At 42.9% G+C, this 25,886-nt stretch carries 25 protein-coding genes; 15 read left to right on the top strand and 10 right to left on the bottom strand.

The features are described from left to right. Nucleotides 1-4 precede the first annotated feature (4 nt). Together R8806_RS08265 and R8806_RS08260 are read left to right on the top strand one after the other, a co-directional pair. On the top strand, nucleotides 5-1,516 hold the full coding sequence (locus R8806_RS08265; protein ID WP_124318017.1) for a PKD-like family lipoprotein: 1,512 nt from the start codon (nucleotides 5-7) through the stop codon (nucleotides 1,514-1,516). A 115-nt stretch (nucleotides 1,517-1,631) separates the two neighbouring features. Beyond that, entirely contained in the window at nucleotides 1,632-2,510 is an 879-nt protein-coding gene (locus R8806_RS08260) for a carbohydrate kinase family protein (RefSeq protein WP_124318018.1), read from the top strand. Between the two features lie 5 nt (nucleotides 2,511-2,515). On the opposite strand, the gene R8806_RS08255 is transcribed toward R8806_RS08260, so the two are convergent. Beyond that, entirely contained in the window at nucleotides 2,516-3,445 is a 930-nt protein-coding gene (locus R8806_RS08255; protein WP_124318016.1) for a DUF1848 domain-containing protein, read from the bottom strand. Between the two features lie 139 nt (nucleotides 3,446-3,584). On the opposite strand from R8806_RS08255, the gene R8806_RS08250 reads away from it, so the two are divergent. Continuing rightward, entirely contained in the window at nucleotides 3,585-4,667 is a 1,083-nt protein-coding gene (locus R8806_RS08250; protein WP_124318015.1) for a tyrosine-protein phosphatase, read from the top strand. 177 nt (nucleotides 4,668-4,844) lie between these two features. Further along, complete coding sequence (locus R8806_RS08245; protein ID WP_124316369.1) at nucleotides 4,845-5,762, top strand: SH3 domain-containing protein; 918 nt, start codon at nucleotides 4,845-4,847, stop codon at nucleotides 5,760-5,762. 5 nt (nucleotides 5,763-5,767) lie between these two features. On the opposite strand, the gene R8806_RS08240 is transcribed toward R8806_RS08245, so the two are convergent. The 4 genes from R8806_RS08240 to R8806_RS08225 all read right to left on the bottom strand — a co-directional run bounded on the left by R8806_RS08240 (nucleotide 5,768) and on the right by R8806_RS08225 (nucleotide 8,507). Further along, nucleotides 5,768-6,502, bottom strand: a complete 735-nt coding sequence (locus R8806_RS08240; protein WP_124316368.1) for a class I SAM-dependent methyltransferase — start codon at nucleotides 6,500-6,502, stop codon at nucleotides 5,768-5,770. A gap of 44 nt (nucleotides 6,503-6,546) precedes the next feature. Next, the gene (locus tag R8806_RS08235) at nucleotides 6,547-7,182 is read right to left on the bottom strand and encodes a flavodoxin family protein (protein ID WP_124316367.1); all 636 of its coding nucleotides are present in this window, start codon (nucleotides 7,180-7,182) and stop codon (nucleotides 6,547-6,549) included. Nucleotides 7,183-7,241: 59 nt separating this feature from the next. Continuing rightward, nucleotides 7,242-8,135, bottom strand: coding sequence for a DUF4261 domain-containing protein (locus tag R8806_RS08230; RefSeq protein ID WP_124316366.1), 894 nt, complete (start codon nucleotides 8,133-8,135; stop codon nucleotides 7,242-7,244). A gap of 150 nt (nucleotides 8,136-8,285) precedes the next feature. Beyond that, nucleotides 8,286-8,507, bottom strand: coding sequence for a sigma factor-like helix-turn-helix DNA-binding protein (locus tag R8806_RS08225; protein ID WP_124316365.1), 222 nt, complete (start codon nucleotides 8,505-8,507; stop codon nucleotides 8,286-8,288). Nucleotides 8,508-8,657: 150 nt separating this feature from the next. On the opposite strand from R8806_RS08225, the gene R8806_RS08220 reads away from it, so the two are divergent. From R8806_RS08220 to R8806_RS08200, 5 genes are all read left to right on the top strand, one after another. Beyond that, nucleotides 8,658-9,923 carry a uracil-xanthine permease family protein gene (locus R8806_RS08220; RefSeq protein WP_124316364.1) on the top strand — a complete coding sequence of 422 codons (1,266 nt, stop codon included), beginning with the start codon at nucleotides 8,658-8,660 and terminating at the stop codon, nucleotides 9,921-9,923. Nucleotides 9,924-9,969: 46 nt separating this feature from the next. Next, nucleotides 9,970-10,692, top strand: a complete 723-nt coding sequence (locus R8806_RS08215; RefSeq protein WP_124316363.1) for an MBL fold metallo-hydrolase — start codon at nucleotides 9,970-9,972, stop codon at nucleotides 10,690-10,692. A 54-nt stretch (nucleotides 10,693-10,746) separates the two neighbouring features. After that, nucleotides 10,747-11,127 (top strand): VOC family protein, encoded by a 381-nt coding sequence (locus R8806_RS08210; RefSeq protein WP_124316362.1) that lies wholly within the window; start codon nucleotides 10,747-10,749, stop codon nucleotides 11,125-11,127. A 125-nt stretch (nucleotides 11,128-11,252) separates the two neighbouring features. Continuing rightward, the gene (locus tag R8806_RS08205; RefSeq protein WP_164719596.1) at nucleotides 11,253-12,449 is read left to right on the top strand and encodes a DUF4272 domain-containing protein; all 1,197 of its coding nucleotides are present in this window, start codon (nucleotides 11,253-11,255) and stop codon (nucleotides 12,447-12,449) included. Between the two features lie 74 nt (nucleotides 12,450-12,523). Further along, nucleotides 12,524-13,717, top strand: a complete 1,194-nt coding sequence (locus R8806_RS08200) for a DUF4272 domain-containing protein (protein WP_124316360.1) — start codon at nucleotides 12,524-12,526, stop codon at nucleotides 13,715-13,717. Nucleotides 13,718-13,732: 15 nt separating this feature from the next. Here R8806_RS08200 and R8806_RS08195 read toward each other — a convergent pair whose 3' ends face one another. The 3 genes from R8806_RS08195 to R8806_RS08185 form a co-directional block, all read right to left on the bottom strand. Next, entirely contained in the window at nucleotides 13,733-14,500 is a 768-nt protein-coding gene (locus tag R8806_RS08195) for a TIGR03915 family putative DNA repair protein (protein ID WP_124316359.1), read from the bottom strand. A gap of 64 nt (nucleotides 14,501-14,564) precedes the next feature. Further along, the gene (locus tag R8806_RS08190) at nucleotides 14,565-15,824 is read right to left on the bottom strand and encodes a putative DNA modification/repair radical SAM protein (protein WP_124316358.1); all 1,260 of its coding nucleotides are present in this window, start codon (nucleotides 15,822-15,824) and stop codon (nucleotides 14,565-14,567) included. 303 nt (nucleotides 15,825-16,127) lie between these two features. Next, nucleotides 16,128-17,186, bottom strand: coding sequence for a class I fructose-bisphosphate aldolase (locus R8806_RS08185; RefSeq protein WP_124316357.1), 1,059 nt, complete (start codon nucleotides 17,184-17,186; stop codon nucleotides 16,128-16,130). A gap of 111 nt (nucleotides 17,187-17,297) precedes the next feature. On the opposite strand from R8806_RS08185, the gene R8806_RS08180 reads away from it, so the two are divergent. From R8806_RS08180 to R8806_RS08170, 3 genes are all read left to right on the top strand, one after another. Continuing rightward, entirely contained in the window at nucleotides 17,298-18,743 is a 1,446-nt protein-coding gene (locus R8806_RS08180; protein WP_229783033.1) for an alpha-L-fucosidase, read from the top strand. Nucleotides 18,744-18,865: 122 nt separating this feature from the next. Beyond that, complete coding sequence (locus tag R8806_RS08175) at nucleotides 18,866-19,762, top strand: DUF2156 domain-containing protein (protein WP_124316356.1); 897 nt, start codon at nucleotides 18,866-18,868, stop codon at nucleotides 19,760-19,762. A 48-nt stretch (nucleotides 19,763-19,810) separates the two neighbouring features. Next, nucleotides 19,811-20,869, top strand: a complete 1,059-nt coding sequence (locus R8806_RS08170; protein WP_124316355.1) for a GNAT family N-acetyltransferase — start codon at nucleotides 19,811-19,813, stop codon at nucleotides 20,867-20,869. Here R8806_RS08170 and R8806_RS08165 read toward each other — a convergent pair. Next, on the bottom strand, nucleotides 20,866-21,642 hold the full coding sequence (locus R8806_RS08165; protein WP_124316354.1) for a hypothetical protein: 777 nt from the start codon (nucleotides 21,640-21,642) through the stop codon (nucleotides 20,866-20,868). The genes R8806_RS08170 and R8806_RS08165 overlap by 4 nt on opposite strands. 215 nt (nucleotides 21,643-21,857) lie before the next feature. Between R8806_RS08165 and feoB the strand changes: the two genes are divergently transcribed. Both feoB and R8806_RS08155 read left to right on the top strand, forming a co-directional pair. Continuing rightward, a complete protein-coding gene (gene feoB, locus R8806_RS08160) occupies nucleotides 21,858-24,338 on the top strand; it encodes a ferrous iron transport protein B (RefSeq protein ID WP_124316709.1) in 2,481 nt (826 codons plus the stop codon). A 41-nt stretch (nucleotides 24,339-24,379) separates the two neighbouring features. Then, complete coding sequence (locus R8806_RS08155) at nucleotides 24,380-24,541, top strand: FeoB-associated Cys-rich membrane protein (RefSeq protein ID WP_124316708.1); 162 nt, start codon at nucleotides 24,380-24,382, stop codon at nucleotides 24,539-24,541. Between the two features lie 17 nt (nucleotides 24,542-24,558). On the opposite strand, the gene rpmH is transcribed toward R8806_RS08155, so the two are convergent. Beyond that, a complete protein-coding gene (gene rpmH, locus R8806_RS08150; protein ID WP_071595963.1) occupies nucleotides 24,559-24,717 on the bottom strand; it encodes a 50S ribosomal protein L34 in 159 nt (52 codons plus the stop codon). Between the two features lie 287 nt (nucleotides 24,718-25,004). Here rpmH and R8806_RS08145 point away from each other — a divergent pair, with 287 nt between their 5' ends. Beyond that, nucleotides 25,005-25,874 carry a sigma-70 family RNA polymerase sigma factor gene (locus tag R8806_RS08145; protein ID WP_087421268.1) on the top strand — a complete coding sequence of 290 codons (870 nt, stop codon included), beginning with the start codon at nucleotides 25,005-25,007 and terminating at the stop codon, nucleotides 25,872-25,874. The last annotated feature ends 12 nt before the right edge of the window (nucleotides 25,875-25,886 follow it).

The raw sequence follows: 25,886 nt of genomic DNA, 5'->3' as shown, positions 1-25,886 counted from the left end.
GAAAATGAAAAAATATATGTTTTTGTTAGCTATCCTGTCGATATTGCAGGCTGGATGCTACGAGGATAAAGGAAATTACGATTACACAACGGTGGACGAAGTAACCATAGAAGGGGAGTACGAGCTTGTTTATCGTTTGAAGATGGGGGAACGGTTGTCGATCCCTATGACATTGGAACTAAATGGTTTTGACGAATCACAATTAGAGTTTAAGTGGGAGTTTGCGATCCAGAATAAATTGAATCCGGAGTATCATTTACTTTCAACAAGTAAGGATTTTGATGAAGAAATTACATTGGCTCCGGCAAATTATGATTTACGATATTCAATTATGAATACAGCGACTGGGCTTACAACTTATAAACGTTTTAATGTTGAGGTAACGGACGCAATCAGTAAGTACACTTATTTATTATTGTGTAAGGTTCCGGGTACGACGAATGAGTATGATCTTTCATCTGCGAATGAGTTTTCCCGAATAGGAGAACCCCTGTATAATCTTTATTCAAAGACGAATGGTAAGAATATTCAAAATGCTAAATCTTTATTTTATTTTGCCACCTCTTCCAGTCCTTATTATGATAATTGCTTGGTGTTGAAAAATGACGGAGCTGAAAAGTTGAGTCCTTTTGATTTGACATGGGTTGCCGATCAATCAGAGTTATTTTTTGAACCAAAGGCAAGTTGTGATATTGAGTTTTTACTCACGGATAAGAATTTTAGTCAGTATTTTATTGTAGCTGATGGAAAACTACACTTTTGTACAACTCGCTATACTCCGTATAAGTTTGGTGTGGAAAAGTCATTACCGGATAATTCTGATTATTATATTTCGAATTATGGTTATTTCTATGATTATTATGGTTCAAAATATGTATTTCTAGATCGTAAAGGTGGACGCTTCTTATTATGGGAGAATGGTGCGATGAATTTAAGTATCGTATCTAGTAACCAGTATTATACTATAGGAGAATTAAAAGATTTTTCCACGCTTTATATGGGACAAAGTTGTAAAAAGACTCTTTTTGCACTTATGAAAGATCAGGCGGGTAAAGTACATAAATATGACTTTGGGACTGATTATACAAGTGGTTATCCATATAAGTATGTTGTACTTGGACATTCGGTGATTCCGGATGAGGTTGAATTGGATAAAACTTCCGCTGTGTATCCGCATCCTAATAGCGAGAATATATTTTATGCCGTGAAAGATAAAATATGGTTGTTGAATACGGCTACGAATACCCGAATATTGTTCCATGATTTTAAAGATCCTGATGTTAATGTAGTAGAGATGCATATCAAGGATGCGTATGCTTACATGATGTTTATAGCATTGAATAAAGGGGATAAAGGGTATGTTTATCGTTTTTGGATCAGTTCTAATGGAATGCCTCAAGATCCAGCAGAGGGACTGTTCCCATTACCGAAGGAGGATGATATGATTGTACCTTATGAAGCTATGGGACCATACGATGAAATTGTTGATATGGAATATAAGAGTAAAACTTGGTAGTGGTTAATGATTATAAAAATCGGTATTTCTTAAAATATTTGTTTGGGGAAATACCGATTTTTCATATCAATTGCTTTCTTTTGTATATGCATTTTATGACTAAATACACGTGATGATGAATGATATTATCGTGGGAATCGGAGAGGTTCTTTGGGATGTGTTTCCGGAAGGAAAAAGGATTGGCGGTGCTCCTGCTAATTTTGCTTATCATATGTCGCAATTCGGTTTTGATAGCCGGGTGGTGAGTGCTGTGGGGGAAGATGTGTTGGGAGATGAGATTCTGGAAAATTTTAACGGGAAGGGGCTACGCTATTGGGTGGAACGAGTGCCTTTCCCGACGGGTATCGTTGAAGTTACGCTGGATGGAGAGGGGATTCCTTGTTACGAAATAAAACAGGGCGTGGCGTGGGATAACGTGCCGTACACCCCAGAACTTGATCGATTGGCTTGTCAGGTTCGTTGTGTTTGTTTTGGGTCTCTGGCGCAACGGAATGTGGTGACTCGTGCAACGTTGAACCGATTTTTGGAGGCTATGTCCGGGAGGGCGTATAAAGTTTTTGATATAAATCTTCGTCAGCATTTTTACACGGTAGAGGTTTTGAAAGATTCTTTGGCCCGATGTAATATATTGAAATTGAATGATGAAGAATTGGGTATTTTATCCGATTTATTAGAATTGTCGGAAGAATCGGTAGAAAAGAGGTGTAGGGAGATGATGGATCGGTTTGATCTGGAGGTGTTGATACTTACGTGTGGGGTGCAGGGAAGTTACGTGTTTGCGGGTGATATACGGTCATTTCTGGATACCCCTCATGTGAAGGTGGCAGACACGGTGGGAGCCGGGGATTCTTTCACGGCAGCATTTTGTGCTGCGGTTTTGAAAGGGAGATCAATGGTTGAGGCTCATCGTTTTGCCGTGGAGGTTTCCGCTTTTGTTTGTAGTCAGACGGGGGCAATGCCGATGTTGCCCGATGAGCTGAAAGGGTGGCTTTAATTCTGTCAGAATAACGTGGGATCACGTCTGAGGCTATACATGGCTCGATCTTTTATGATGTCGTCATCGTTTACCTGTCCAATGAGTTTCGGGGAGGCGGGATCATGCTTTTGTAGGTTACGGAACGGTTTGTGTTTGGCTGTGTTAGCATAACAATAGAGGCAGCCATTGAAACAGGTGTCGTAGGAGCCGATGTCTATACTTTCAATACAGCGACAAACGTCTCGTTGGTTTTTATCTTTCTGTGCGGAAATCGGGTAGCCTGTGAGTCTTTCTATTAATTCCCGGTCAATACACATTCCGGCAGGAATTCCCATATCGGAAAGGTCTACTTTCCGGGTACAGGTGTTTAGTTGAATTGGGGTCGAGGAGATGGACTGCCGGAAAGAATATGCCATTTCCCGAATCTCTTCCAGTGTAAGCGGGTGTATATTCTGGGAAGAGAGAGATGGACGGATATGTTTGTAATAGTCAATAAAGCTAATCATGCATTTTTCGGTGTGATCTTTGAGCTGTGTGGCAATTTTGAAGAAAGTAGTTTTGTGAAAATCCGTGTTATAGGTTTCGTTTGTCAAGATCGGGTCGTAACGCCAGATGACCTTTTCTTTCCCGATGAGGTCGGAGAGGCGTTTGAAGGTGTCTATTCTTTGTTCGAAAGAAGGTAGATTGGTTTCAATTTCTTTTCCGTAAGCGTTAAGTGTGAATTGAAAGTAATATTTGAACTCTTTTAGATGGTTAAGTTTATCAAGCATCGGAGTCGGATTTTTGGTCCAGAATACAATACAGTCCACCACGTCTGGCGTTAGTCTGACCCGGCTGATTTGTTTCGGGTTGAAGGGGTTCGGAACAAGAACGTGTTTCTCCCGAACACGGTTAAAAAACCATGTTGAGTAGAATGAAGGGATGTCTGTTCTTCTGCTTGCACTGATGATCATATGGTAAAATTACGTTATTCCGGGGTATAATACAAGGGAATGAGGATAAATAGTTGTAATTGTTCTTTCACAAGAATGTAATCGTTCGGTAATATTACAAGCTTTTCTTTGTGGCGTTAAATGAAAAGAAAAAAAGATTATGAAAGAGTATTTATTAAAAATGAGTAAGTGGTGTTTTGTTTTTGCCATGTTGGTTGGAGTGTTGGCTTGTTCAGATGATGATTCAATTAATACGAATTTGTATTCGGGGACGAATATAAGCTCTTATGCAACAATAAAGGCCGATAAAGAGTCTAAGAAAACCAGTATTGAAATATTAAAAGAGGGAGAGTGGAAAGTGTATGGCGGGGAAAATAGTAATTCTATTCTTTTTGATGAACCTTTGTTACAAGGAAATACGAAGGGAACGACAGAATTGAACACGGGAAAATATCAGCTCTATTGCTTGGAATGGGCCGGTGGAGCTAGAACGGCCTTGGGATTAAGACAATTGCCGATGGTGGGACAGTCTAATTTCCGGGATCTGGGAGGTTATAAAACGAAGGATGGACGCCGGGTGAAGTGGGGATTGGTGTTCCGTTCAGGAAAATGTAACAGTCTCACGGAAGATGATTTAGCGTATTTGGCAACGATCCCCTTAAAGACTGTGATCGATTTCCGTTCAAGTAGCGAACAAGAGGCAGAACCGGATAAGGTTCCCACGACAACTGTGAATTGTATTAATTATCCGATCGAACCCGGAAATTTGTCTTCCATTGATGTTTCGGATGTTATCAGAAGAGGGGGTGTGGAGGGGGCTAAACAATATCTGGTAGACGGGAACCGGGAGTTTGTAATCAGTTTTCAGGCAGAATACAAATCTTTCTTCAAGACGTTGATGGAGGCAGACAAGACTCCGTTAATGTTCCATTGCACGGCTGGAAAGGATCGGGCCGGATTTGCGGCAGCCTTGTTTTTGGCAGCTTTAGGTGTTGACCGAGAAACGATCATTGAAGACTATATGTTGACAAATGAGTTGACGGGTGTGACGATGGAGGCAATGAAAGCTCTATACGGGGATAATAAGATGGCAGAATGTATGTATTATATTAGTTCCGTGCAGAAAGAGTATATCGAAATGGCATTAACCACGATAGACGAGAATTATGGCGGAATGGATAAGTTTTTAGTGCAGCAGTTGGGGGTGGATGTGGAGAAACTTCGTAAGTTGTATCTGTATTAGAATTAGGTGTTTTCGTGTTGAGACAGGTTCAAATATGAACCTGTTTTTTATTCATTCTGTTTCATGCATCCCTCCTGATGTTTGTGATAAATTACGTTAGTAAAACACGAGATTCCGTTAAAAATTATATATTTGTAAATATTTACTTGGCGTTTAGTGAATAAATTGGGGATCATTATGAAATATTGTTTTTTATTACTCTGTATTTTTTTTTCATTAGTTGTGGATGCTCTAGATTACCGGGTGGTTTCACGTGGTTCTCTTCATGTTCGTTCCGGTGCGGGAAGCGAGTTTGATGTGATTGGAAAATTAGCTTCTAAAGATACGGTCCACGTGTTGAAAATGGAGGGAACATGGGCGCAAGTAGAGTTTGATGGAAAACAGGCTTATGTCAGTAAAAAGTATATTATGCCGCTTAGGGGAACGAAACAACAATCTGCTGACGACTTTTTTCGTGGATTATGGGGATTGTTTAAACAGGGACCGATTAGTTATTTGCCTTTACTGATTCTATTGACGTTATGCTTTACTTTGCTGGTTCGACGGATGTTTCGTGATTCTCTGGAAATAAAATGGATTGTGGGGGGCCTCGGACTTGTAGCTATCGGCGTCATGGAACTTATTTTTTTCTTCGGTTACAATGGTTTACCGTGGTTCTGCTTTCCTGATGAGGTCGGTTGGCTTTGGACGGTTGTCAACTTTTTTCTATATGGTTTTGTCTTGTTAAAGCAACTTCTATTAAATCTTCAAGTTATTCGTGAGATTTGCCATGAATCCGGGTATAATTTGAGTGTGGGTGTTTATTCCTATGTCGTTGCGGTCATTTTGGCGATTATTTTTTACTTGGCTGATGTGGATATGGGAGTGTATTTAATTTGTGGATTCTTGGTGGCTCGGTGCGTGCAAATTGTGATGAACTACTTTATAATCCGGAATTTCTGGAGAGCCTCGATTGTCTCTATTTTGTTTCTTTTGGGATCGGTTTCGCTCATCGCTTCTTCCATTTTTTTTATTGGCGTAGTTATTTTACTCGCTATCGGTTTGTTCATAGCGGGATCGGGAGATAGGCATTATTATGTTGTGTATCGTTATTAAGTTTATTATTTCTTGATTGAGGAGATGATTAACATCATGGGACGTCGTAACTCGTCACGCATACCCGGAATGGAATCCAAAAGAGTTTTATCTGGTTCAGGTTCCACGAGTCCGGTGATTTCGAAACCGTTTTGGATAAGCCCATTTACATAGGTGGTTAGTGTCTTGTGGAATTTGGTCACGTTTTCGCCCAAGAAAATGGCCTCTCGTTTTCCTTCCGAGAAATAGCGGTCTACCGGCCAGTGGAGGATGTTTCCTTGCTCGTCATAGTACCAGTCTTGACTGCCGTAAGCCGTGAACACGGGATGCTCGACGGAGAAAACAAAGGTGCCACCGGGAGTGAGGCATCGGCGTACCTTCTCGCAAATATCCGGGAATGATTCCAAATAATGAAAGGTTAGAGAACTGATGACGATGTCATAGCTCTCTAGCGTGTAATCGAAGTCTTCGATCGCCATACATTTGTATTCGATGCGAGGAGAGTTGTTTCGTTTGGTGGCCTCTTCCAACATTTTGTGTGAAAGATCAATTCCCAAGGCGTGGACTGCGCCATGTTCAATAGCATATTGACAATGCCACCCGAAACCACAGCCTAAATCCAGTACTCGTTTCCCTTGGAAGTCCGGGAGTATTTTTTGTAATGCGTGCCATTCTCCGGCTCCTTTTAGGCCATCCATGGAACGGGACATTTGACTATATTGATGGAAGAATTTCTCGTCATCGTATTTATTTTCTTTCATGATAAAGTATAATTTCTCTGCGAAAGAGATAGGTGTGTTTACATTTACCGGATAAAGTTTGTCATTATTTTGGTTTCAGTTTCCGGGGTTGCAAGTATATCTTTTGTTTGCTCTCTCATTTTCAGTAGCCATGCCATGTTTTTCCCAAGTACTCGCATGATTTGGTTTCCTTCTGCATCTTGAATGGCCTCTCCGGCTTTCAACCCGTGGATGATGTTCCAGTAATTAGATGAGGGAATAAGCATTTCAGAATACGTGAGATAATGATACAGCCCGTCAAGTGTGTGCGAACCTCCTGAACGACGAACAGCAACAATTGCTGCACCGACCTTGTGACGGAACCAGTTGCCATTAGCCCCGGAAACGTAGAATGCCCGGTCGAGAAAGCATTTCATGGTTCCGGCGATACCGGAAAAATGAACGGGTGAACCTAGGATAATGCCGTCAACGTCTTTGATCTTTTGTAGTAGTTCGTTGAATGAGTCGGTTGTGATTACGCATTTCTCGTTTTTGTTCCGGAAACACATATTGCATCCCATGCACCCGTGAATATTCTGGCTCCCGACTTGGAGTATTTCAAACTCTATGTTTTCTTTTTTTAATTCCTCACCAATGGTTTTTAAAGCATGGAAGGTGTTCCCCTGTGGGTGGGGACTTCCGTTGATTGCTATTACTTTCATGTGTTTTTTTGTTTTTGATTGCTGTTGTCTTGTACGTGTGTTTTTGATAAATGTTCGGATTATTCCCTTGCGCCTGCTGCGTATTGTCCGGGACAGATGTCCATGACTTCCCGGTCGGGTTGGATGAGGGATCGTTCGTATTGGCATTTCCATTGTATGCTGCGGTCAATACCTTGTTCCGAGATCCCGTCGATGGTTTCCCCGTCCTTGATAGAAGCGTCCGTGTCGAAAATGTATGCCGTGGCGTTGTAGGCATGGTTAACCACGGCGTTAGGATCCAAATCGTGGAAATGGTATTGGATGTCGGGTAAACCGATAGCGTATAGCCCGAGCGTGTCCACCATCATGTCGTTCGTGTTTTGTATGTTGAAAAGACGGATGTTCATCCCGAAATGAAGAAATCGTGTGGGAGCGGCCCACGGGTTGTTTAAAACCTGTTCACGGGTTAGCAGTTTGCCGCTTGAGGGAGTCCACACGGCAACACAGTCCGGAAATAGTTCGAGGGTAGTTTCCAGCCATTCCGTTAACATGGCACAACGTTCTTTATAAGGGAGACCGGAAGCCATGAAGTCGGAAAGCATGATTTTATATTTGCAATTGGCGAGAATCTCGTCTTTTTCCGGGCAATCCCATAGCTGGCTGCGTTGCATCAAGTCGATATTGTTTCCGTCGAAGTTTTCGAAGTCGGACATCAATACTTGTGCGGGCAGGCGTTGCTTATCCTTGTATTCCACGATGTATTTCCAGATAGCAAAAGTTGAGAGGGAATCCTTCACGTTGGCTACTATATCTACCTTTTCGAATTTGGATAATAATGCCTTTTGGATCTTCTTCCCGTCGGGGCGGGTACCTTTTTCGGTAAATAATAAATATATTTGGAATAGCGTCTGGAAACTTCCTTTTTCATCTAGGTTTTGGCGAAATACTTTCTGATCTTTTTGTTGATCGTCCATGTGCTTATATTGTTTAAATGGTTAGAAACTTTATTTACAAACATACGGATTTTTAGTGGAAGTTCTCGCTCCTTGTGTCTTGAAAATGTGATGAGGATAGAGCTTTTGATGACGGATGGTGATCGCTTGAGGGTTTCGGGTCGAAAGTACTTATTCATCAAGCAGTTCCTCGTGTAAATTGTAAAGTCTTTCCCGGAGATAGAGAATGGCGTATCGTTTCCGGGAAATAAGGGTGTTGACGGGAATGCCAGTACTTTCTGATATTTCCTTGAATGAAAAGTTCTGTAATTCATTCAATTCGAATACAACGCATTGTTCATCGGGAAGTTCTGCCAAAGCTTTGTCAAGTTCTTCCCAGACCAATGAGCGCATATATTTTTTTCCGGAGAATAGTCCACATCAAAGAGACATTCGGATACTTCTATTGTAGACGCATGAGAAATAATAATATTTTAAATGTTCTCGTTTTTTTTGAATAGAAATCTGTAAAGTGCTATTTTTACGTATTAAAATTCGAAGAATATGAAATACGAGTTGAATGATAAGCCGGGGATTTTACCCATGTTGATGTACGGGTTGCAGTGGTGGATTGTCTCTCTCCCTTGTGTGGTGATCATGGGAATTATTGTGTCGCAACTTCATTACACGGATGTGGCAGAACAGACATTTTATTTGCAAAAATTGTTCGGGATCATGGGGATAGCGATGATTGTACAGGTGTTGTGGGGACATCGGTTACCGCTGATCATTGGGCCGGCATCGGTGTTGCTAATTGGGATTTTGTCTACAGTGTCGTCGGGGATTCCGGCTGTTTACACGGGGATTATGGTGGGCGGTTTGGTTTTGACCGTGCTGGCATATAGCGGGTTATTGGGGAAGTTGCAATTCGTGTTTACGCCTCGTATCGTTACGGTGATCTTGATTTTGATCGCTTTCACGCTGACACCGGTGATCTTGAAACTGGTGTTGGGAGATGCGATACATGCCTTGTTTAATTTGTTTTTCACGCTGGTGATGGTGCTGGCTTTGGTGATCGGGAATAAATTATTACGGGGAATATGGAAGTCAACCACGGTGTTATGGGGAATTGTGGGGGGAGTGTTGGTGTATTACGGGGTGTTTGGATTCCCGACTCTGGTTTCAACGGGAGCTGGGATAATACCGGAACAAGCGACTGTTTTTAATTTCCCATTGAACTTCGAGGCGGGGACGATTCTGGCCTTCTTATTTTGTTATATAGCTTTGATTGTGAACGAGCTTGGTTCGATACAAGCCGTAGGACATATGTTACAGGCTGATCAAATGGATCAGCGTACCACACGAGGTGTCGGGATCGTAGGAGTGACGAACGTCCTGTCCGGTTTGTTCGGCGTGATAGGCCCGGTGGATTATTCCATGAGCCCGGGGGTGATTTCTGCCACGGGATGCGCTTCTCGCTATACCTTGTTACCTGCCGGGGCCGGGTTGATTTTGTGTGCTTTTTTCCCTTCTGTTGTGGGAATGCTGGTGACGATACCGGGCGTGGTGATGGGTGCGATTTTGCTCTACTTGATGGCAACGCAATTGGCCGCCGGGTTACAGATGTTGGTGAGGGAAAAGGCGATCACGGATTTTGATAGCGGGGTAGTCGTGGGGCTGCCGTTGATGGTTGCTTTGTTGTTGTCGTTTGCCCCGGAGGGAGTGTTGAATCTGATACCTTCTTTGTTCAAGCCGATCGTGGGGAATGGTTTCGTGATGGGGGTGATTACCGTGTTGATCATGGAACACTTGATCTTTAAGAAAAAATAACTTGTGACGGAAGTGTTTCGTATATAATAGAAAAATAGAAAATAGGATGAAATTAATTTATATATACCATAGTGGTTTTGCCTTGGTGGGAGAGAATTTTACGGTAATCATTGATTATTATAAAGACTCGGCATCGCAACTGTTGACGGGAGTTGTACATGATGAGTTGCTCGAACGACCCGGAAAATTGTACGTGCTGTCCTCTCATTCTCATGCTGATCACTTTAACCCGGAGGTGTTGGAGTGGAAGGTGATGCATCCGGACGTTCAGTATGTTTTTTCAACGGATATTCTTGAAAATGGGTTGGCTCGATTGAATGATGCTTGTTATTTATCAAAAGGCGAGACTTGGTTGGATGGGGTGTTGGAGGTAGAGGCCTTCGGATCAACGGATTTAGGTATTTCTTTCCTTTTACGGCTGGATGGGAAATTGATTTTTCATGCCGGGGATTTGAATAACTGGCATTGGAAGGAGGAATCGACAGAAGAGGAAGTTTGTGAGGCGGAAAATACTTACTTGGCAGAATTGGAGATACTTGCCCGGAGAACAGACCGGATGGATCTTGTGATGTTTCCCGTTGATCCCCGGTTAGGACTGGAATATATGTTGGGAGCCAAGCAATTCGTGGATCGTTTTCGTGTGGGGATGTTTGTTCCGATGCATTTCGATGAAGAGTATGTCCGTGCCAATGCTTTTCGAGAATATGCGGAAAGCCGGGGCGTGCGTTTCGTGGAATTGACTTACAGGGGAGAAGAGGTTAAAATTTAGAGCTTAGAATGGGTAAATTTCTTCAATCTAAAATTATAAATTAAAAATTAATATATGGAAGTAAAGGGTAGATTTGATCATTTCAATTTTAATGTACTTGATTTGGATAAGAGTATTCGCTTTTACGAGGAAGCGTTGGGATTAAAGGAGGTACGCCGGATGGAGGCTTCGGATGGTTCGTTTATTTTGGTGTATATGGGGGAAGAGAAGACGGGTTTTCTATTGGAATTAACTTGGTTGAGGGATCGCAAGGAACCCTATGATCTAGGAGAAGGGGAGTTTCATCTCTGTATGCGTGTTCCCGGAGACTATGATGCTGTCCGAGCCTATCATAAGCAGATGGATTGTGTGTGCTACGAGAACACGGACATGGGACTCTATTTTATCAGTGATCCGGATGGTTATTGGATAGAGATTTTGCCGGAGCAAAAATAATATGTTCGAGTACGAGAATATATAGAAAGGCATTTATTTGGCGAAAATTAAGCTGTATGGCTATTTGTTTGCATGATGAATCAAATTAATTACTATCTTTAATGAAATTTTAAATGTGCAAACTTATGGATAATGAATGCGTGTATTTTTATTGTGTGACTGGAGATTCAGGGCAAGTAGCCATTGAATTAAATCGAATGCTTGATTGTTTTATACATTCACGAGAATTTGATGGGAATCGTTGGAAATACGTGTTGAATGATCGAAGCGAGGTGAAGTGTCAATTGCTTGACAAAGAGCGTGAACCCGAGGAGGTGAGCAAACATACGTCTGAATTGGTGTCTTATTTTGAGCGTGTCCCGACTCAAAAAGAGGAGGTGAAAAGTTCTTTGCTTTTTCAAATCAAGGTGTTTACCACGGTATTGAAAGTTGAATATAAGCGTGGCGACAGGAATCGGGAGAACATGATGTGTGATGTATTATTCCATATGGCAGATAAATTACAAGGACTTTTGCTTTTCCCGGACATGAGTTTTTACTCGGGAAAACGGGAATTAGTATTTAATGACGAGGGGAAGAGCGACCTTGTCACGTATGGTCCTATGATTAATACAGATTTCTTTATGAAGAAATTTTTCATGACGGATGATAGCGAGAACAAAGAACGTCGGGTTCGTACGATGAAACGCTTGAAGGATGAGAAGGTGGCTTTTGAAAATTTAGAACCGATGGAAGTAGATTACACGCGATACGGAATTAGAATAGAAGAGAGCGTGATCGGTCGAATTATGGCCATTGTTTCAACCGGTTCTCATGCGTTCTGTGCATTGAATTTCGGTGAGGAAGGTGTGGAAACGTGGTGGAAGCAGATTCACGATATGGAAGAGGATGGATTCGAACCTCTTAAAAATTGTGTACAGGAGGAAAAGGATTATTTATTTTCGAAGAATAATGAGGAGAATGATCATCTACGTTTTTTTTGGCAATTTGAGGAATGTAATGTTTTCATGTGGAGTTTGGGATTGATCAAGAATATGTCATTTCCTTCCGAGCATTGCGAGGTGGTAAAAATGCTGGAAGTAATGGATCTGTTTTATGCGACTTCGTCTAAAATTGATTGGGAAACGGGTTTTCCTAACCGGAAGGGGCGAAGGGAGATCATGGATGAAGCTGATGTGACATTGCATTATCTTTTGGCGTGTGTAGAAGCTATGGATAAGAACAAGAAAATGCCTCGAAATATTGATACCGATATTGCAATGCACCGAAATCATGCTTTTAATTGGTTGTTAGGAATTCAACCAGAGTGGGACGTGATTTGATGTATGGATAACAACGAAAAATAGAGGGAGGGTTTGTATTTTGTCTATCTTTGCTCTAAATTAAAAAGGAATATATGGAAAAAGCAAATTTAACTCTTTACACGGTAATCGGGGATTTCAGTCGTGTTGCCGAATCTATGCGTGTGCGTTTTCAGGAAGTGACGAAGATGTTTACTCCCGAAGATGATCGCTGGATGATCTTGTTGCAGGATGATACGATGATCCGTTGCTCTATGATGGAGTCGGGAAGTCAAGCTGATCAAGTAGCTGAACACACGGAAGGTATGGTAAATTATTTTGTGCGGGTAGACACTCCCTTGACTGCCATTAAAGAGGAGGTGATTCGTCAGATACAGTGTTTTAATTGTATCGTGGGGATCGAGTTCGAACTGGATGATAACCGAGACCGGACGAGTTACATCATTAACACGTTTTATGACGTGGCGGGAGATGTGAATGGCTTTTTGCTTTATCCGAGTATGAGTCTTTTTGATAGCAAAGGGAAGTTGCTTTTTTCCGTTAAGGGCGAGAGTGAATACGAGACTTTCCGGCCGGTGGCGAATTCCGACTTGTTAGAGGTGGGACGTCCGGAGGAGCGAGACGTGGATCAAGCCCGTCGGGAACGTTCTTTCGTACGTTTGAAAGAGGCGGGAGTGCCTTATATGGAACATTTACCTTGCGAGGTATTGGATTGTGAGGCGATGATAAGAAAGCCGGAAGAAATAGCCCGTCGTGCGGCAGCCTTGTTTGCCGTAGCCTTGTATTCAGAGGTGATGTTATCGGAAAACCCGGATCGGGAAGAGGCTTTAGGGTTTGTGGCCCGGGTTGACGAGGGGTATCATATCATGGATGAATTTACTCCGTTAGAGAGGGCGTATCTTGATACTCCTTCGCCGGAACAGTATGATTGCATCCAGTTCTTGTGGCGTTACGAGTGCTGTGCCGTGTTATTATGGACTCTGGGAATCATTGATTTACCTTATCCTTCGGCGATCTGTGACGTTCCGTATATCGCTCGCTTATTTTTTGATCACAAGGAGAACGGGACGGTGTTGGGGTTAGGTGAAATTCGGGATCGGCAGGAGATTTTGGACGAGGCTGATCTGACGTTACGTTATGATTGGGCTTGCGTGGATGCCCGTGTAAAAGGCGAGGAGACCCCGGCGTCATTGGATGGTGGTGTTGTGATGGAACGGCATTATGCTTTCAATTGGTTGATCGGGGCAAGTGATGGGGCAGAATGGGATGAGATTCAGCCGACAACATGATAAGAAGGGATATTATTATCCCTTTTTCTCCGGCAAGTATTTCCAAAAGTGGGCAGGGAGATTTTGGCGATGTAGTTTAGGATTCAGGCGTTCTTTTATAGTAATTGCCTTGAAATAGGTTTGCCAGAGTTTTTGAAAAAGTTTTTCGTCTTGATCCATGATGCTTTCGTCGAGGAAACCGCTTTGAAGATGTCCTTCTTTTTGTTCAAAGTGTACCTCGGTGATGGTTGACTGGTCGTGATAATAACCGTATTCCCGCTTGAGGTCATAGAGTAACCATTTTTGATCGGCAAAACGATCTTGGAGATAGGGAATCACGAGCGAGATCACGTTGTATAGTGGTTTCAAAGCGGCGAAATAGGTTCCGTCGGCTGCTTTCTGAAAGCGCAGGAATTGCATGACCCGCAACCGTTCGTTGTTTACTTTTTTCCAGACTTTGGAGAGTTCCAACACGTCGGGGTCCCCGAAATTGAGTTCGATGGAGCGGGGTGCGTCGATGGCTTTGTGAATGTAACGGAATAGTACGAGGTCAATCTCCGGGAGTTCGGATAGCCAGCAGGTTGTAAGACTGGTAAGGGCCGAGGCAGATAGTTTCTTTTGAAGTCCTTTCCATACCCGGTTACTTCTTCCCTCATCCGTAATGACCGTAATGATTTCATCATAGAATAGAGGTGGTGTTTCTTCTTCTGCTAGCAATACATCGGGAAATCTTTTGATGCTATAAGCGTCAAAAATCGCTGTTAACAGTCCTTCAAAGGTTTTGTCGTACCGGAATATGAGCATATTAATTTTAGATTTGCGATTTTAGATTTACGATTTCAAGTGCCATGAAGTCGGACTAATTCAATTAATAAACGAAGGGGATGATCAGTTGACCATCGTCGACACGGGTTGCTCTTCTTTGTGTCAGAATCCGCCTTACATTTTCGGGTTTTATTTCGTTAACGGTTCGGGTAGGTAGTTCATTGCACGTGATGAAATACTGGGCTTTTTTGAGAACGACACCGATCTGTTTCAGATGGGATGTCCCCAAACGGGAATAGCGGCGGGCCGTGAGAATCATCTTGGCAGACTTCACTCCAAGCCCGGGAACACGCAATAACATTTCGTAATCCGCCCGGTTGATGTCCACGGGAAATGCTTCCGGATGGCGAAGAGCCCAAGCTAGTTTCGGGTCAATTTCCAAGTCTAAATCTGGATAAGAATCATCCACGATTTCGTCAACCTTGAAATTGTAAAACCGGAGTAGCCAATCGGCTTGATACAATCGGTTTTCTCTCACGAGAGGTGGTTGTTTTAGAGCCGGTAGGCGGTTGTCGTACCCGTTGACGGGGACGAATCCCGAATAATATACCCTTTTCATACTTGGACGTTTGTAGAGTGCAGAGGTTAGGTGTAAGATGTCCTTATCCGAATCGGAAGTGGCTCCCACGATCATCTGTGTACTTTGTCCCGCGGGGACAAAGTGGGGGGCATGGCGGTATTTCTTTCGTTCCTCGGCACTTTGTAACATTCCTTGCTGGATGTAGCGCATGGGGGTGAACACGCTTTGAAAGTCTTTTTCCGGGGCAAGAAGTTGCAGGCTTTGCTCGTTGGGGATTTCGATGTTTACACTCATGCGATCTGCGTATAAGCCGGCCTCGTTGACCAGTTCCTGACTGGCGCCGGGAATACTTTTCAAATGGATGTATCCGTTAAAGCGGTACACTTGTCGCAAGTCCTTTACCACTTTTACCAAACGTTCCATCGTGTAGTCTGGATTGCGTACTACTCCCGAGCTGAGGAAGAGGCCCTCGATGTAATTCCTGCGATAGAATTCTATCGTCAGGTTCACGAGTTCCGTGACGGAGAACGTGGCTCTCGGCAGGTCGTTGCTCCTGCGATTGATGCAATAGGCACAATCGTAGATACAGTTGTTCGTGAGCATGATTTTCAGTAGAGAGATACAGCGTCCGTCTTCTGCGAAACTATGACATATACCCCACCCTTCTGCGCTCCCGATCTGTCCTTTTTTGTGAGAACGGGAGGTTCCGCTAGAAGCACAGGATACATCGTATTTCGCTGATTCAGCGAGTATTTTTAGCTTATCGAGTACTCTTTCATCCATGGTGAACCGGGGTTATGTCTTCTTCACAAAGATAAGAATAAAAAACAGACGGTCGTGTATTTTACTCCTATATTGAAAGGGATTTTCAAGGGATATTCCAGTGTGTCTCGTAGGTAGGTTAACGATAGGTTAACGGTGTGACTGGTTAATTTGCTTTTAATTTTTTCTTGAAATTTGGTTCATGTATTAGCGAGAGTACGAAGAGATACCGAAGAGAGTAGTAAGAGATATTATACAAAGAGGGTGTGCCATTTTTAAGTGTGCCCCAAAAGTTGGACACACCCTCCTAGACTGCTATTCCTGTTAAGCTAACGTGATATTTTTGTCTAGGTAAACGTCTTGGATAGCATTTAGTAATTCTACACCTTGATTCATCGGTTTCTGGAAGGCTTTTCGTCCGCTGATAAGTCCCATTCCACCGGCTCGTTTGTTGATCACGGCTGTTATGACAGCTTCTTTTAAATCGGATGATCCTTTAGATTCACCCCCGGAGTTGATCAGGCCAATGCGTCCCATGTAGCTGTTGGCCACTTGGTAACGGCAGAGGTCTATCGGGTGGGAGGACGTAAGTTCGGTATAAACTTTCTCATTCGTTTTTCCGAATTTAAGTGTGGTAAATCCCCCGTTAACCGTTGGGAGTTTTTGTTTTACGATGTCAGCTTGGATCGTTGCCCCTAGGTGATTGGCTTGGCCTGTCAAATCTGCTGCCGAGTGGTAATCTATCCCGTCTTTTTTGAAACTTTCATTACGAAGGTAACACCAGAGGATGGTCGCCATACCCAGTTCATGTGCATGGGCAAATGCCTCTGATACTTCTAGTATTTGTCTGCGACTTTCCGGAGAGCCGAAATAAATTGTGGCACCTACCGCGGCGGCTCCCATATTCCATGCCTCTTCTACCGTACCGTATAGTGTTTGGTCGTATCGATTTGGGTAGGTCAATAATTCATTGTGATTGATTTTCACGATAAACGGGATTTTGTGAGCGTATTTACGAGCCACGGCCCCGAGTACTCCGAATGTCGATGCCACGGCGTTACACCCGCCCTCGATAGCAAGTTTTATGATGTTTTCCGGATCAAAATAGAGAGGATTCGGGGCGAAAGACGCTCCTGCCGAGTGTTCAACTCCTTGATCCACGGGGAGAATGGACACGTAGCCGCTATTTGCCAAACGACCGTGACTCAGGATGCTTTGCAGACTGTTCAGTGTACGGGTATTTCTATCGGATGACATCCAAATTTCATCAATAGTATTGGGTGACGGGATGTGAAGTAACGATTTATCAATGGTTTTACAGGTGTGGTTCAATAGAAAATCACTTTGATCTCCTAGGATTTCGATTATTTTGTTTGTACTCATATTAATTGATATTATATTATTTAGTTTTATACGTGAATAATTAGATTTTTGTTGTTTAAATGAGAAAAATTATTTATTTTTACATTTATTATAACAATAATTGTGCCTGCTGTGAGAATATGCTATATAATTTGGTGTTTTTTATGTGTGATTTCTTTGTCGGCCGAAGCTCAGAAGGGGAAATATTTTGAAAAAAATGTTCGTTTCCCGGAGAAGGTTACACTGGAGGAGAAAGTGGAGATGGCAGCAAGACTAGTCCCGACAAAGCAACAATTAGCTTGGCAACAGTTGGAATTGACAGCTTTCATCCATTTTGGAATAAACACGTTTACCGGGAAAGAACGAGGTGACGGTAAGGAATTTCCAGTGATGTTCAATCCGATAGCGCTGGATGCGGAGCAGTGGGTGAAGGCGTTAAAGGCGGGAGGACTCAAGTCCGTCGTGCTGACCGCCAAACATTATGATGGTTTTTGTTTGTGGCCGACAAAAACGACTCGTCATGCCGTCACGGCCTCTCCGTGGAAAAACGGGAAAGGCGATGTGGTTCGGGAATTAAAAAAAGCTTGTGACCGGAACGGGATGAAATTCGGGATCTATTTATCCCTTTTGGATCGGAACATTTCTTATTGCGGGGACTCTCCCCGGTACAACGAGTTTTTCGTGAAACAACTGACGGAATTATTGACCGAGTACGGGAAAATAGATGAAATTTGGTTGGATGGGACTAATGAGATAGGCATTGACGGGAAAAAACAGGAATATGACTGGGAATTGATATTGAAAACGATTCATAAGTTACAGCCTAATGCGGTTACGGCTTTTTATGGTGATGATATTCGTTGGAGCGGAAATGAAAGTGCGAGAGGGCGTGAGGCCGAATGGAGTTCCGTCGCATTGGTTCCGGGGTGTTATCCGGATGCGATCAAGCGTAATGAAGAGATGCGTTTAAGCGTGTTTTCCCGGGATCTTGGGGGAAAAGAGATTATTGATCGTGCGACGGAATTGTTCTGGTATCCTTCGGAGGTGTCAGTCTCTATTCGTCCTAGTTGGTTTTATCACGAGAGGGAAGATTCGAAAGTAAAATCTTTGTCGGAGTTGGTGAAGGTTTATTTCCAGTCCGTGGGATGTAATTCTTCTTTATTACTGAACGTGTCACCTGACAAGCGGGGTGTGCTTTGCGAGACCGATGTCACTCGGTTAAAAGAATTCGGAGAGTATCTGGAAAAGATGTACGCGAAAGATTTTGTTTCCCGGTGGGCCCGGGCGTGGACTGCCCGGAAGGGAGAAAGTAAAGAATATACCTTGGGGAAGGGATGTACGATAAACACGATTTTGTTGCAGGAAGATATTAGCCGGGGGCAGCGGGTGGAGTCGTTTACCGTGGAAGGGTTGGTGAACGGTGCTTGGCAGGTGTTGGGAAAAGGGGGGACGATTGGTTATAAACGTTTGTTGCGTATCCCGGATATAGCCGTGGAGACTATTCGTATCACGATTAATGACTGTCGTAAAGAGGCAAACATATCACGGGTGGGAGCGTTTCTGGCTCCTAAAATATAAACTTTTCTTTTTAGTTTTCGTTTTAGCCATAGAGAGTGTGTCCATCTGATTTTAGACATACGGAAGAAATTTTATAAATTGAGAAAGATTGTATCTTTGTGACGGAAATTAAAAGTAATGATATGATAGATTTTAAACCGATCAGAATAGAGGATAAAGAATTAATAACGACTTATTTTTTGGCATGTGGGAACCGGGATTGCAATCTTTCGTTTGTGAACTTGTACACGTGGCAGTTCTTGACCAATAGTCATTATGCTGTGGTTGATGATTGCCTCGTGGTGCGTTTTACATTGGATGAGGAGAGTGTCGTGTACACGATGCCCGTGGGAACCGGGGATGTGAAGAATGTGATCGAATTGTTGAAACAGCAAGCAAAGGCCGAAGGGCACGTTTTACGAGTACATGGAGTTTTTCCTGAGTTGGAGGAATGGTTCAACCGGGAGTTCCCGGGAAGTTTTGATTATCGGTTGGATCGGGATTATTTTGATTATATTTATTCCCGTCAGGAGCTGGCTGAATTGAAAGGTAAAAATTTTCAACCTAAACGGAATCACGTGAATAAGTTCAAACGCACCTATAATTACAAGTACACGCCATTAACCGTAGATTTGATCCCGCATTGTTTGGAACTAGAGGAAAAATGGTGTGAAGAGCATGATTGTGAGGAAGAGGAGAGTTTGATAAACGAGCGAAAAGCACTGAATATTGCGTTGCGAAATTTTGATGCTCTTGGTTTGGTTGGAGGAGCGCTCTGGGTGGATGATGAAATCGTCGGGTTCACGTATGGCGCTCCGGTGAATCATGATACCTTTGCCGTTCATATCGAGAAGGCCGATAGTCGTATTGACGGTTCGTATAATATTTTGAATCAGGAGTTCGCACGACATATCCCGGAACAATATGTTTACCTAAACCGGGAGGAAGATTTGGGAATACCGGGATTGAGGAAGGCGAAACTATCTTATCGTCCGGTGATATTATTGGAGAAAGGGTATGCCGAATTAATTGAAAGTTGAAAATGAGAAAATCTCTCATTTCAAAGGCTGTTTAATTTAAATACGAGTATGATGAAACGGGAAGTCATGGAGTTATGGAGGGTGTGTTTTGATGATACGGAAGAGTTCATTCAATTCTATTTTGACAAAAAATACAAAGAGGAGAATGCTCTGGTGTATTGGGATGAACAAGGTGCGGCTATTGCTGCTTTACAAACTCCTCTTTACCCTATGACTTTTGGCGTGACACAAATTGTAACAGGGTATATTTCGGGGGCTTGTACTCATCCGTTGGCCCGGGCCCGGGGTGTGATGACGAAGTTACTGCGGGAGGCTTTCTACGTGATGAGAGGAAGAAAGATTCCCGTGAGTACCCTAATTCCGGCCAGTGAATGGTTGTACGATTATTACGGAAAGATGGGGTACGCGACTGTTTTTGATTATACCCCGGAACATTACACGATTTTGGATAAACCGGTTGCGGATCATTTTCGGGTGGAAGCTATTCGGGAGGTGGGGTTGTTAACGGATGACTTGTTTAATTATTTTCAGTCAATGATGCGTTTACGTCCTTGTTGCGTGCTGCACGAACGGGAAGATTTTGAGGTGATCGTGGAAAGTTTGCGAATGGATGGAGGGGCATTGATTGTCGTGTATAGCGATAAAAATATTGTTGGGATAGCTTTTGCCGAACCGAGAGGAAATCATGCTTTGGTACTGGATGGAATGTATGACTCCGAGGATGTCAAACGGGTGGCTTTGTGGGGAGTGATGAAATATCTGGATGCGGCGGAGATATATTGCCGTGTACTTCCTTCCGGAAAGGCGGATGAGCACCGGGGAATGGCACGTGTGTTGGACGTGGAACAAATGCTCCGTTTGTATGCCGTGAATAATCCGGAGCAGGATCTCGTGCTGAAAGTAACGGATGACTGGATTCCGGAAAACACGGGAATATATGTAATCGGGAAAGGGGATTGTGTCTGTGATAATGCAAAGCAGGTAGAGGTGGAGGTGTCCGTGCAGGAACTGACGCAATTGCTTTTAGGCTACCACCCGGAACGTTTTCCCGAGTTGGAGCCTTATTTCAAAAAATGTAGTCCTTTCATAAGCTTGATGCTGGACTAGAATGGTCTTGATTTGTGCTTTGGAGGGGATTTAGTTTCCAAGAAATCCTCAATCTCTTTGGTGGAAAGTTTTTTCACGTTCGTGATGATGATGTTTTCGCTTAAAAAGTTCCCGTAAGTGTTACACTCGTCTATAATCGAATTGAAAATCTCTTTCAGGTTAGCCTCGATTGGTAACAGAAGGGTAAACGTGATGTATTTCTCGAATTGTTCGATTTGTTCAATCTCTCCTTGGCTTTTGTTAATGACCAATTCTGTCTCTTTTTGGGCAATATCCCACTGGAAAGGTTGTAGCGTGACCCCCTTGTTGGCAACATAGACACAAAAATAACGTAACAACGTGTCGTGACCACCCAGACCGGTGGATACGAACACGGTCGATTCGTCCAGCAGGTTGGATTGAATCAGCATCCGGGATTGTTGCAATGCTATGGTTGCCCACGGTTTGATCGGGGTATCTTGTTTCTGGAACGATTCAATGCTCCGGTATATAGAAATGTCGTCGACCATGGACAATAGGATTAACAAAGTTTTTTTCTTTTCGTCATCAACGGCCTCGTCAAATAGATCTTGGACGTGTACTATCGCGTCTTCTCTCAACGCTTTAAAGTCTCCACCTTTGATGAGATGCTCCAAAAGATCCATGTATTGATGTTGTACTTCTACATCAATTTCTTCTTCTAGGATATTTAAGCGCGAACCCGCCCGTGATAGCAATTGATTCACGCTTTTCCATTTTTGCTCGCCCTGGTTTTCTATATCTTCTGTTTTCATATTACAAAAGTAAACTATTTGTTGGTTATACGGAGTAAAAAAGAAAAGATTCGTTGTTTTTCTCTATAAATTTCGGGAGACACTTAGGCTGGAAAGTCTTTTATTAATAAATTTTATAATTATTAATGATGAAATTCTCGTTATTATTCTGTGTTTATTTAGAAAAAATAAAAATAAAGTTTTTACATTCGCGATACTAATTACAAGATGTTTATATGTTACTGTCAGAACTGAAAACCGGAGAAAGTGCCGTTATTACCAAGGTGAAAGGATATGGGGCCTTTCGGAAACGATTAAACGAGATGGGATTCGTGAGGGGAAAAGTGGTGAAGGCCGTGAAGAATGCTCCTTTGAATGATCCGATTGAATATGCAATTATGGGTTATGAAATCTCTTTAAGGAGACAAGAAGCAGCGTTTATTGAAATCGTATCTCTTGAGGAGGCTACTAATATTGTCGGGGTGTCCGGTAGCGCCCGTGATGCGGAAGAAGCTTTCGCCAAGCATTGGGAAGGTCGAGATAAACATATACATGTTGCTTTTGTCGGTAACCCCAATGCGGGGAAAACAACACTGTTCAACTACATGAGTGGTTCTCAGGAACACGTGGGAAATTACGGAGGTGTAACGGTGGATGCGAAGAGTGCTACGTTTCGATTTGAAGGTTACGAGTTTAACGTGGTCGATTTACCGGGAACGTATTCTATTTCTGCTTACTCGAATGAAGAAAAGTATGTGCGGGAATATATTATGAATAACGCACCCGATGTGGTGATTAACGTGGTAGATGCGTCTAATTTGGAACGTAATCTCTATTTGTCCACGCAGTTGATTGATATGGATGTGAAGGGTGTGATCGCTTTGAACATGTATGATGAGCTGGAACGTTCCGGGGCAACTTTCAATTATCAGGAGATGGGACAGATGATCGGGATGCCGATGATGCCCACGATCGGGTCAAAGGGGAAAGGAATTAAGGAGTTGTTACGGGAAGTTATCGAGGTGTACGAGGGAAGAAGTGAAACGGTACGCCATATCCATATAAACTACGGGAAAGAGATTGAGGACAGCATCGTGGCTATTCGAGCCGAGTTGAAAGATGAAAAAGATTTGATCTGTAATATGTCTCCCCGTTTCTTGTCTCTGATGTTATTGGAAGGGGATAAGGACGTGTTGGAATTCGTGCAACGGGATCATTCACGGGAGAAATTATTGAAGGTCGTAAAAGAGGGAGTTGAACGGATTGAAACAACCTATGGAGAGAAAGTCGAGTCGGTTATTACCGATACGAAGTACGGTTTTATTTCCGGGGCGTTAAAAGAAACATACAAGGAAAGTCCCGTGAATCGAAGACGTAAAACGGAGTATATTGATGCTATTGTCACGCATAAATTGTTCGGATTCCCGATCTTCTTGTTATTCTTGTTCGTGACATTCTTTGCCACGTTTAGCTTGGGAAGTTATCCGATGGAATGGATTGAGACCGGGGTCGGTGCTTTAGGTGAATTTGTCGATAACCAGATGAGTGCGGGACCTTTAAAGGATTTATTAGTGGATGGTATCATCGGTGGTGTGGGGAGCGTGATCGTGTTTTTACCGAATATATTGATATTATTCCTGTTTATTTCTTTCATGGAAGACACGGGATATATGGCTCGTGCGGCTTTTATCATGGATAAATTGATGCATAAGCTCGGCTTGCACGGGAAAAGTTTTATTCCGATGATCATGGGATTCGGGTGTAATGTGCCGGCGATCATGTCAACGCGTATGCTGGAGAACCGGAGTGACCGGATATTAACCATACTGATCAATCCTTTCATGTCTTGCAGTGCTCGTCTTCCGGTATATATCCTGTTGGTCGGGGCATTTTTTAAAGATTACGCGGCGTTAGTTCTTTTTGGAATATACTTGTTTGGAATTCTTGCTGCTATCGTGATGGCTAAGTTGTTTAAACGGGTACTTTTCCATAAACAGGAAGTGCCGTTCGTGATGGAGTTGCCCCCGTATCGAATGCCAACCTTGAGAACGACCGTACGGCATATGTGGAGTAAAGGCGAGCAATACCTGAAAAAAATGGGAGGTATTATCATGTTTGCCTCCATACTGATTTGGGCTTTGGGCTATTTTCCCGTGGATAAAGAGTTGGAAGCGCAGTATGATGAAAAGAAGGCCGAGGTGACGAGGGCTTACGAGGCAACGATTGCTTCTGGGATCGGGAATGTAGATATGCTGAAGGAAGAACAAGAAGCGAAATTGGAGAGCTTGCATCGACAAGAGGTGAGTGAACGTCAGGAAAATTCTTATATCAGTCGATTAGGGCGAACGATGGAGCCTATTTGGACACCACTTGGCTTTGATTGGAAAGCAGGTGTGAGCTTGTTGACCGGGGTTGCGGCAAAAGAAGTCGTGGTTAGCACGATGGCCGTTCTGTACCAAGGGGAAGAGGTTATGGAGGAAGATGACGGGTCGTCAAACGCGACGTTGGAAATGCGTTTGCGGGAACACGGGTTTACTCCGGTTACTGCCATTATATTTGTGATTTTCGTGTTACTTTATTCCCCTTGTTTCGCGGCCTTGATTGCCATCGGTAAAGAGATTGGAATGAAATGGGCGTTTTTCGTGATGGGATACACGACGGTACTGGCTTGGGGCGTATGTTTCGTGATAAAACAGGTATTGGACTTGATTATTTAGAACGTGTTCCCTATCATGAATTATTAATCTAAAATTAGAGAATGGAAATGCAACTAATATTGACGTATATAATTGTGGCGATAGCACTTGTTTTTGCGGGAAGAGGTGCTTATCGTTTGTTCCGGAATGCAAAGAAGGGGAAAGGATGCAGTTGTAATTGTGGTTGCGGGGGAAAAGGAACAAATAAAAAAAGCTGCTTGTAAAAGCAGCTTTTTTTATATTAATGCTTGTGTCTGCGCTCGTCAGAAACAGTCAATTTTTTTCTTCCTTTAGCTCTTCTTCTAGCTAGAACTGCTCTACCGTTAGCGGTAGACATTCTTTCTCTGAAACCATGTTTGTTTCTTCTCTTTCTGTTGGATGGTTGAAATGTACGTTTCATTGCAATATTTCTTATGTTATTATTTTCTCACTTCGGACTGCAAAAGTAGGTATTTTTTTTATTGTGCCAAAGATTTTTGCAAAATTATCTCGATTCAAATGGTGTTTTATCCTAATTATTCAAATGGTTTCTAAATTAATGGCGTATGTTTTAATTAAATGGGGTTTTCAGACAACAAAGTTAATATATCCTCGTATATTTCTTTAAGCAGATACGAAAAAAAGAACTCTAATATTTGTTTTACTGAAATAGATGATTAACTTTAAGCCAATTATACGAAGAGACCTATGAGACAGTTAAAAATTAGCAAACAAATCACTGGCAGGGATTCGTTCTCGATAGAGAAGTACTTGCAGGAGATTGGGAAAATCGACGTGTTGACGCCGGATGAGGAGGTTGCTTTAGCCAAGAAAATCCGATCGGGTGACCGAGCGGCACGGGAGTTGTTGGTGAAGAGTAACCTGCGTTTCGTGGTTTCCGTGGCCAAGCAATACCAGAATAACGGTTTGAGTTTGGGGGATTTGATCAACGAGGGTAATCTGGGATTAATAAAAGCTGCCGAATGCTTTGACGAAACGAAAGGATTCAAGTTTATTTCTTATGCCGTATGGTGGATCCGGCAATCGATTTTACAGGCAATCGCCGAGAACTCGCGGTTAGTTCGATTACCATTGAACAAAATCAGCAGTATCAACAAAGTGAATAAATTCTTTTTCCGACTGGAACAAGAGTTCCAACGGGAACCCACGGCAGAGGAAATTGCCTTGAAAATGGATGTTCCCGCGAAGGAGGTTAAAGATAGCTTGCGGATCGCCAATCGTCCGTTATCCATGGATGCGCCCTTGTCGGCAGACGAGGATTCCTCTAACTTGTATGACGTGATGATTACCGGGGATAATGCCATATCAGATGCCGAACGGGAGATGAATGCCGATTCATTGCGGACGGAAATCGATCGTTATTTGACGATTCTGGATGAACGCGATGCTTTAATCTTGCGGATGTATTACGGTTTGGGTGGTTATACAGCTATGTCGTTGGAAGAGATTGGCGATCGGGTAGGTCTGACAAGCGAACGAGTACGCCAAATTAAATCCAAGGCTATCAAGAGACTGAAAAACTCGTGCCGTAGTAAACGGTTGAAGACGTATTTATAAGAGGTCGGTAAA

Origin of the sequence: Butyricimonas faecihominis (assembly GCF_033096445.1) — a bacterium.
Lineage (GTDB): Bacteria > Bacteroidota > Bacteroidia > Bacteroidales > Marinifilaceae > Butyricimonas > Butyricimonas faecihominis.
Note: the sequence above shows the minus strand (reverse complement) of the source record. Positions and strands in the feature narration are given on the sequence as shown.

Coding starts and splice junctions, on each gene's coding strand:
- R8806_RS08245 (WP_124316369.1), top strand. CDS start 4,845: ATGAAATATTGTTTTTTATTACTCTGTATTTTTTTTTCATTAGTTGTG.
- R8806_RS08265 (WP_124318017.1), top strand. CDS start 5: ATGAAAAAATATATGTTTTTGTTAGCTATCCTGTCGATATTGCAGGCT.
- R8806_RS08195 (WP_124316359.1), bottom strand. CDS start 14,500: ATGCTCATATTCCGGTACGACAAAACCTTTGAAGGACTGTTAACAGCG.
- R8806_RS08185 (WP_124316357.1), bottom strand. CDS start 17,186: ATGAGTACAAACAAAATAATCGAAATCCTAGGAGATCAAAGTGATTTT.
- R8806_RS08215 (WP_124316363.1), top strand. CDS start 9,970: ATGAAATTAATTTATATATACCATAGTGGTTTTGCCTTGGTGGGAGAG.
- R8806_RS08205 (WP_164719596.1), top strand. CDS start 11,253: ATGGATAATGAATGCGTGTATTTTTATTGTGTGACTGGAGATTCAGGG.
- R8806_RS08260 (WP_124318018.1), top strand. CDS start 1,632: ATGAATGATATTATCGTGGGAATCGGAGAGGTTCTTTGGGATGTGTTT.
- R8806_RS08145 (WP_087421268.1), top strand. CDS start 25,005: ATGAGACAGTTAAAAATTAGCAAACAAATCACTGGCAGGGATTCGTTC.
- R8806_RS08210 (WP_124316362.1), top strand. CDS start 10,747: ATGGAAGTAAAGGGTAGATTTGATCATTTCAATTTTAATGTACTTGAT.
- R8806_RS08175 (WP_124316356.1), top strand. CDS start 18,866: ATGATAGATTTTAAACCGATCAGAATAGAGGATAAAGAATTAATAACG.
- R8806_RS08170 (WP_124316355.1), top strand. CDS start 19,811: ATGATGAAACGGGAAGTCATGGAGTTATGGAGGGTGTGTTTTGATGAT.
- R8806_RS08200 (WP_124316360.1), top strand. CDS start 12,524: ATGGAAAAAGCAAATTTAACTCTTTACACGGTAATCGGGGATTTCAGT.
- rpmH (WP_071595963.1), bottom strand. CDS start 24,717: ATGAAACGTACATTTCAACCATCCAACAGAAAGAGAAGAAACAAACAT.
- feoB (WP_124316709.1), top strand. CDS start 21,858: ATGTTACTGTCAGAACTGAAAACCGGAGAAAGTGCCGTTATTACCAAG.
- R8806_RS08225 (WP_124316365.1), bottom strand. CDS start 8,507: ATGCGCTCATTGGTCTGGGAAGAACTTGACAAAGCTTTGGCAGAACTT.
- R8806_RS08220 (WP_124316364.1), top strand. CDS start 8,658: ATGAAATACGAGTTGAATGATAAGCCGGGGATTTTACCCATGTTGATG.
- R8806_RS08165 (WP_124316354.1), bottom strand. CDS start 21,642: ATGAAAACAGAAGATATAGAAAACCAGGGCGAGCAAAAATGGAAAAGC.
- R8806_RS08240 (WP_124316368.1), bottom strand. CDS start 6,502: ATGAAAGAAAATAAATACGATGACGAGAAATTCTTCCATCAATATAGT.
- R8806_RS08155 (WP_124316708.1), top strand. CDS start 24,380: ATGGAAATGCAACTAATATTGACGTATATAATTGTGGCGATAGCACTT.
- R8806_RS08190 (WP_124316358.1), bottom strand. CDS start 15,824: ATGGATGAAAGAGTACTCGATAAGCTAAAAATACTCGCTGAATCAGCG.
- R8806_RS08230 (WP_124316366.1), bottom strand. CDS start 8,135: ATGGACGATCAACAAAAAGATCAGAAAGTATTTCGCCAAAACCTAGAT.
- R8806_RS08250 (WP_124318015.1), top strand. CDS start 3,585: ATGAAAGAGTATTTATTAAAAATGAGTAAGTGGTGTTTTGTTTTTGCC.
- R8806_RS08235 (WP_124316367.1), bottom strand. CDS start 7,182: ATGAAAGTAATAGCAATCAACGGAAGTCCCCACCCACAGGGGAACACC.
- R8806_RS08255 (WP_124318016.1), bottom strand. CDS start 3,445: ATGATCATCAGTGCAAGCAGAAGAACAGACATCCCTTCATTCTACTCA.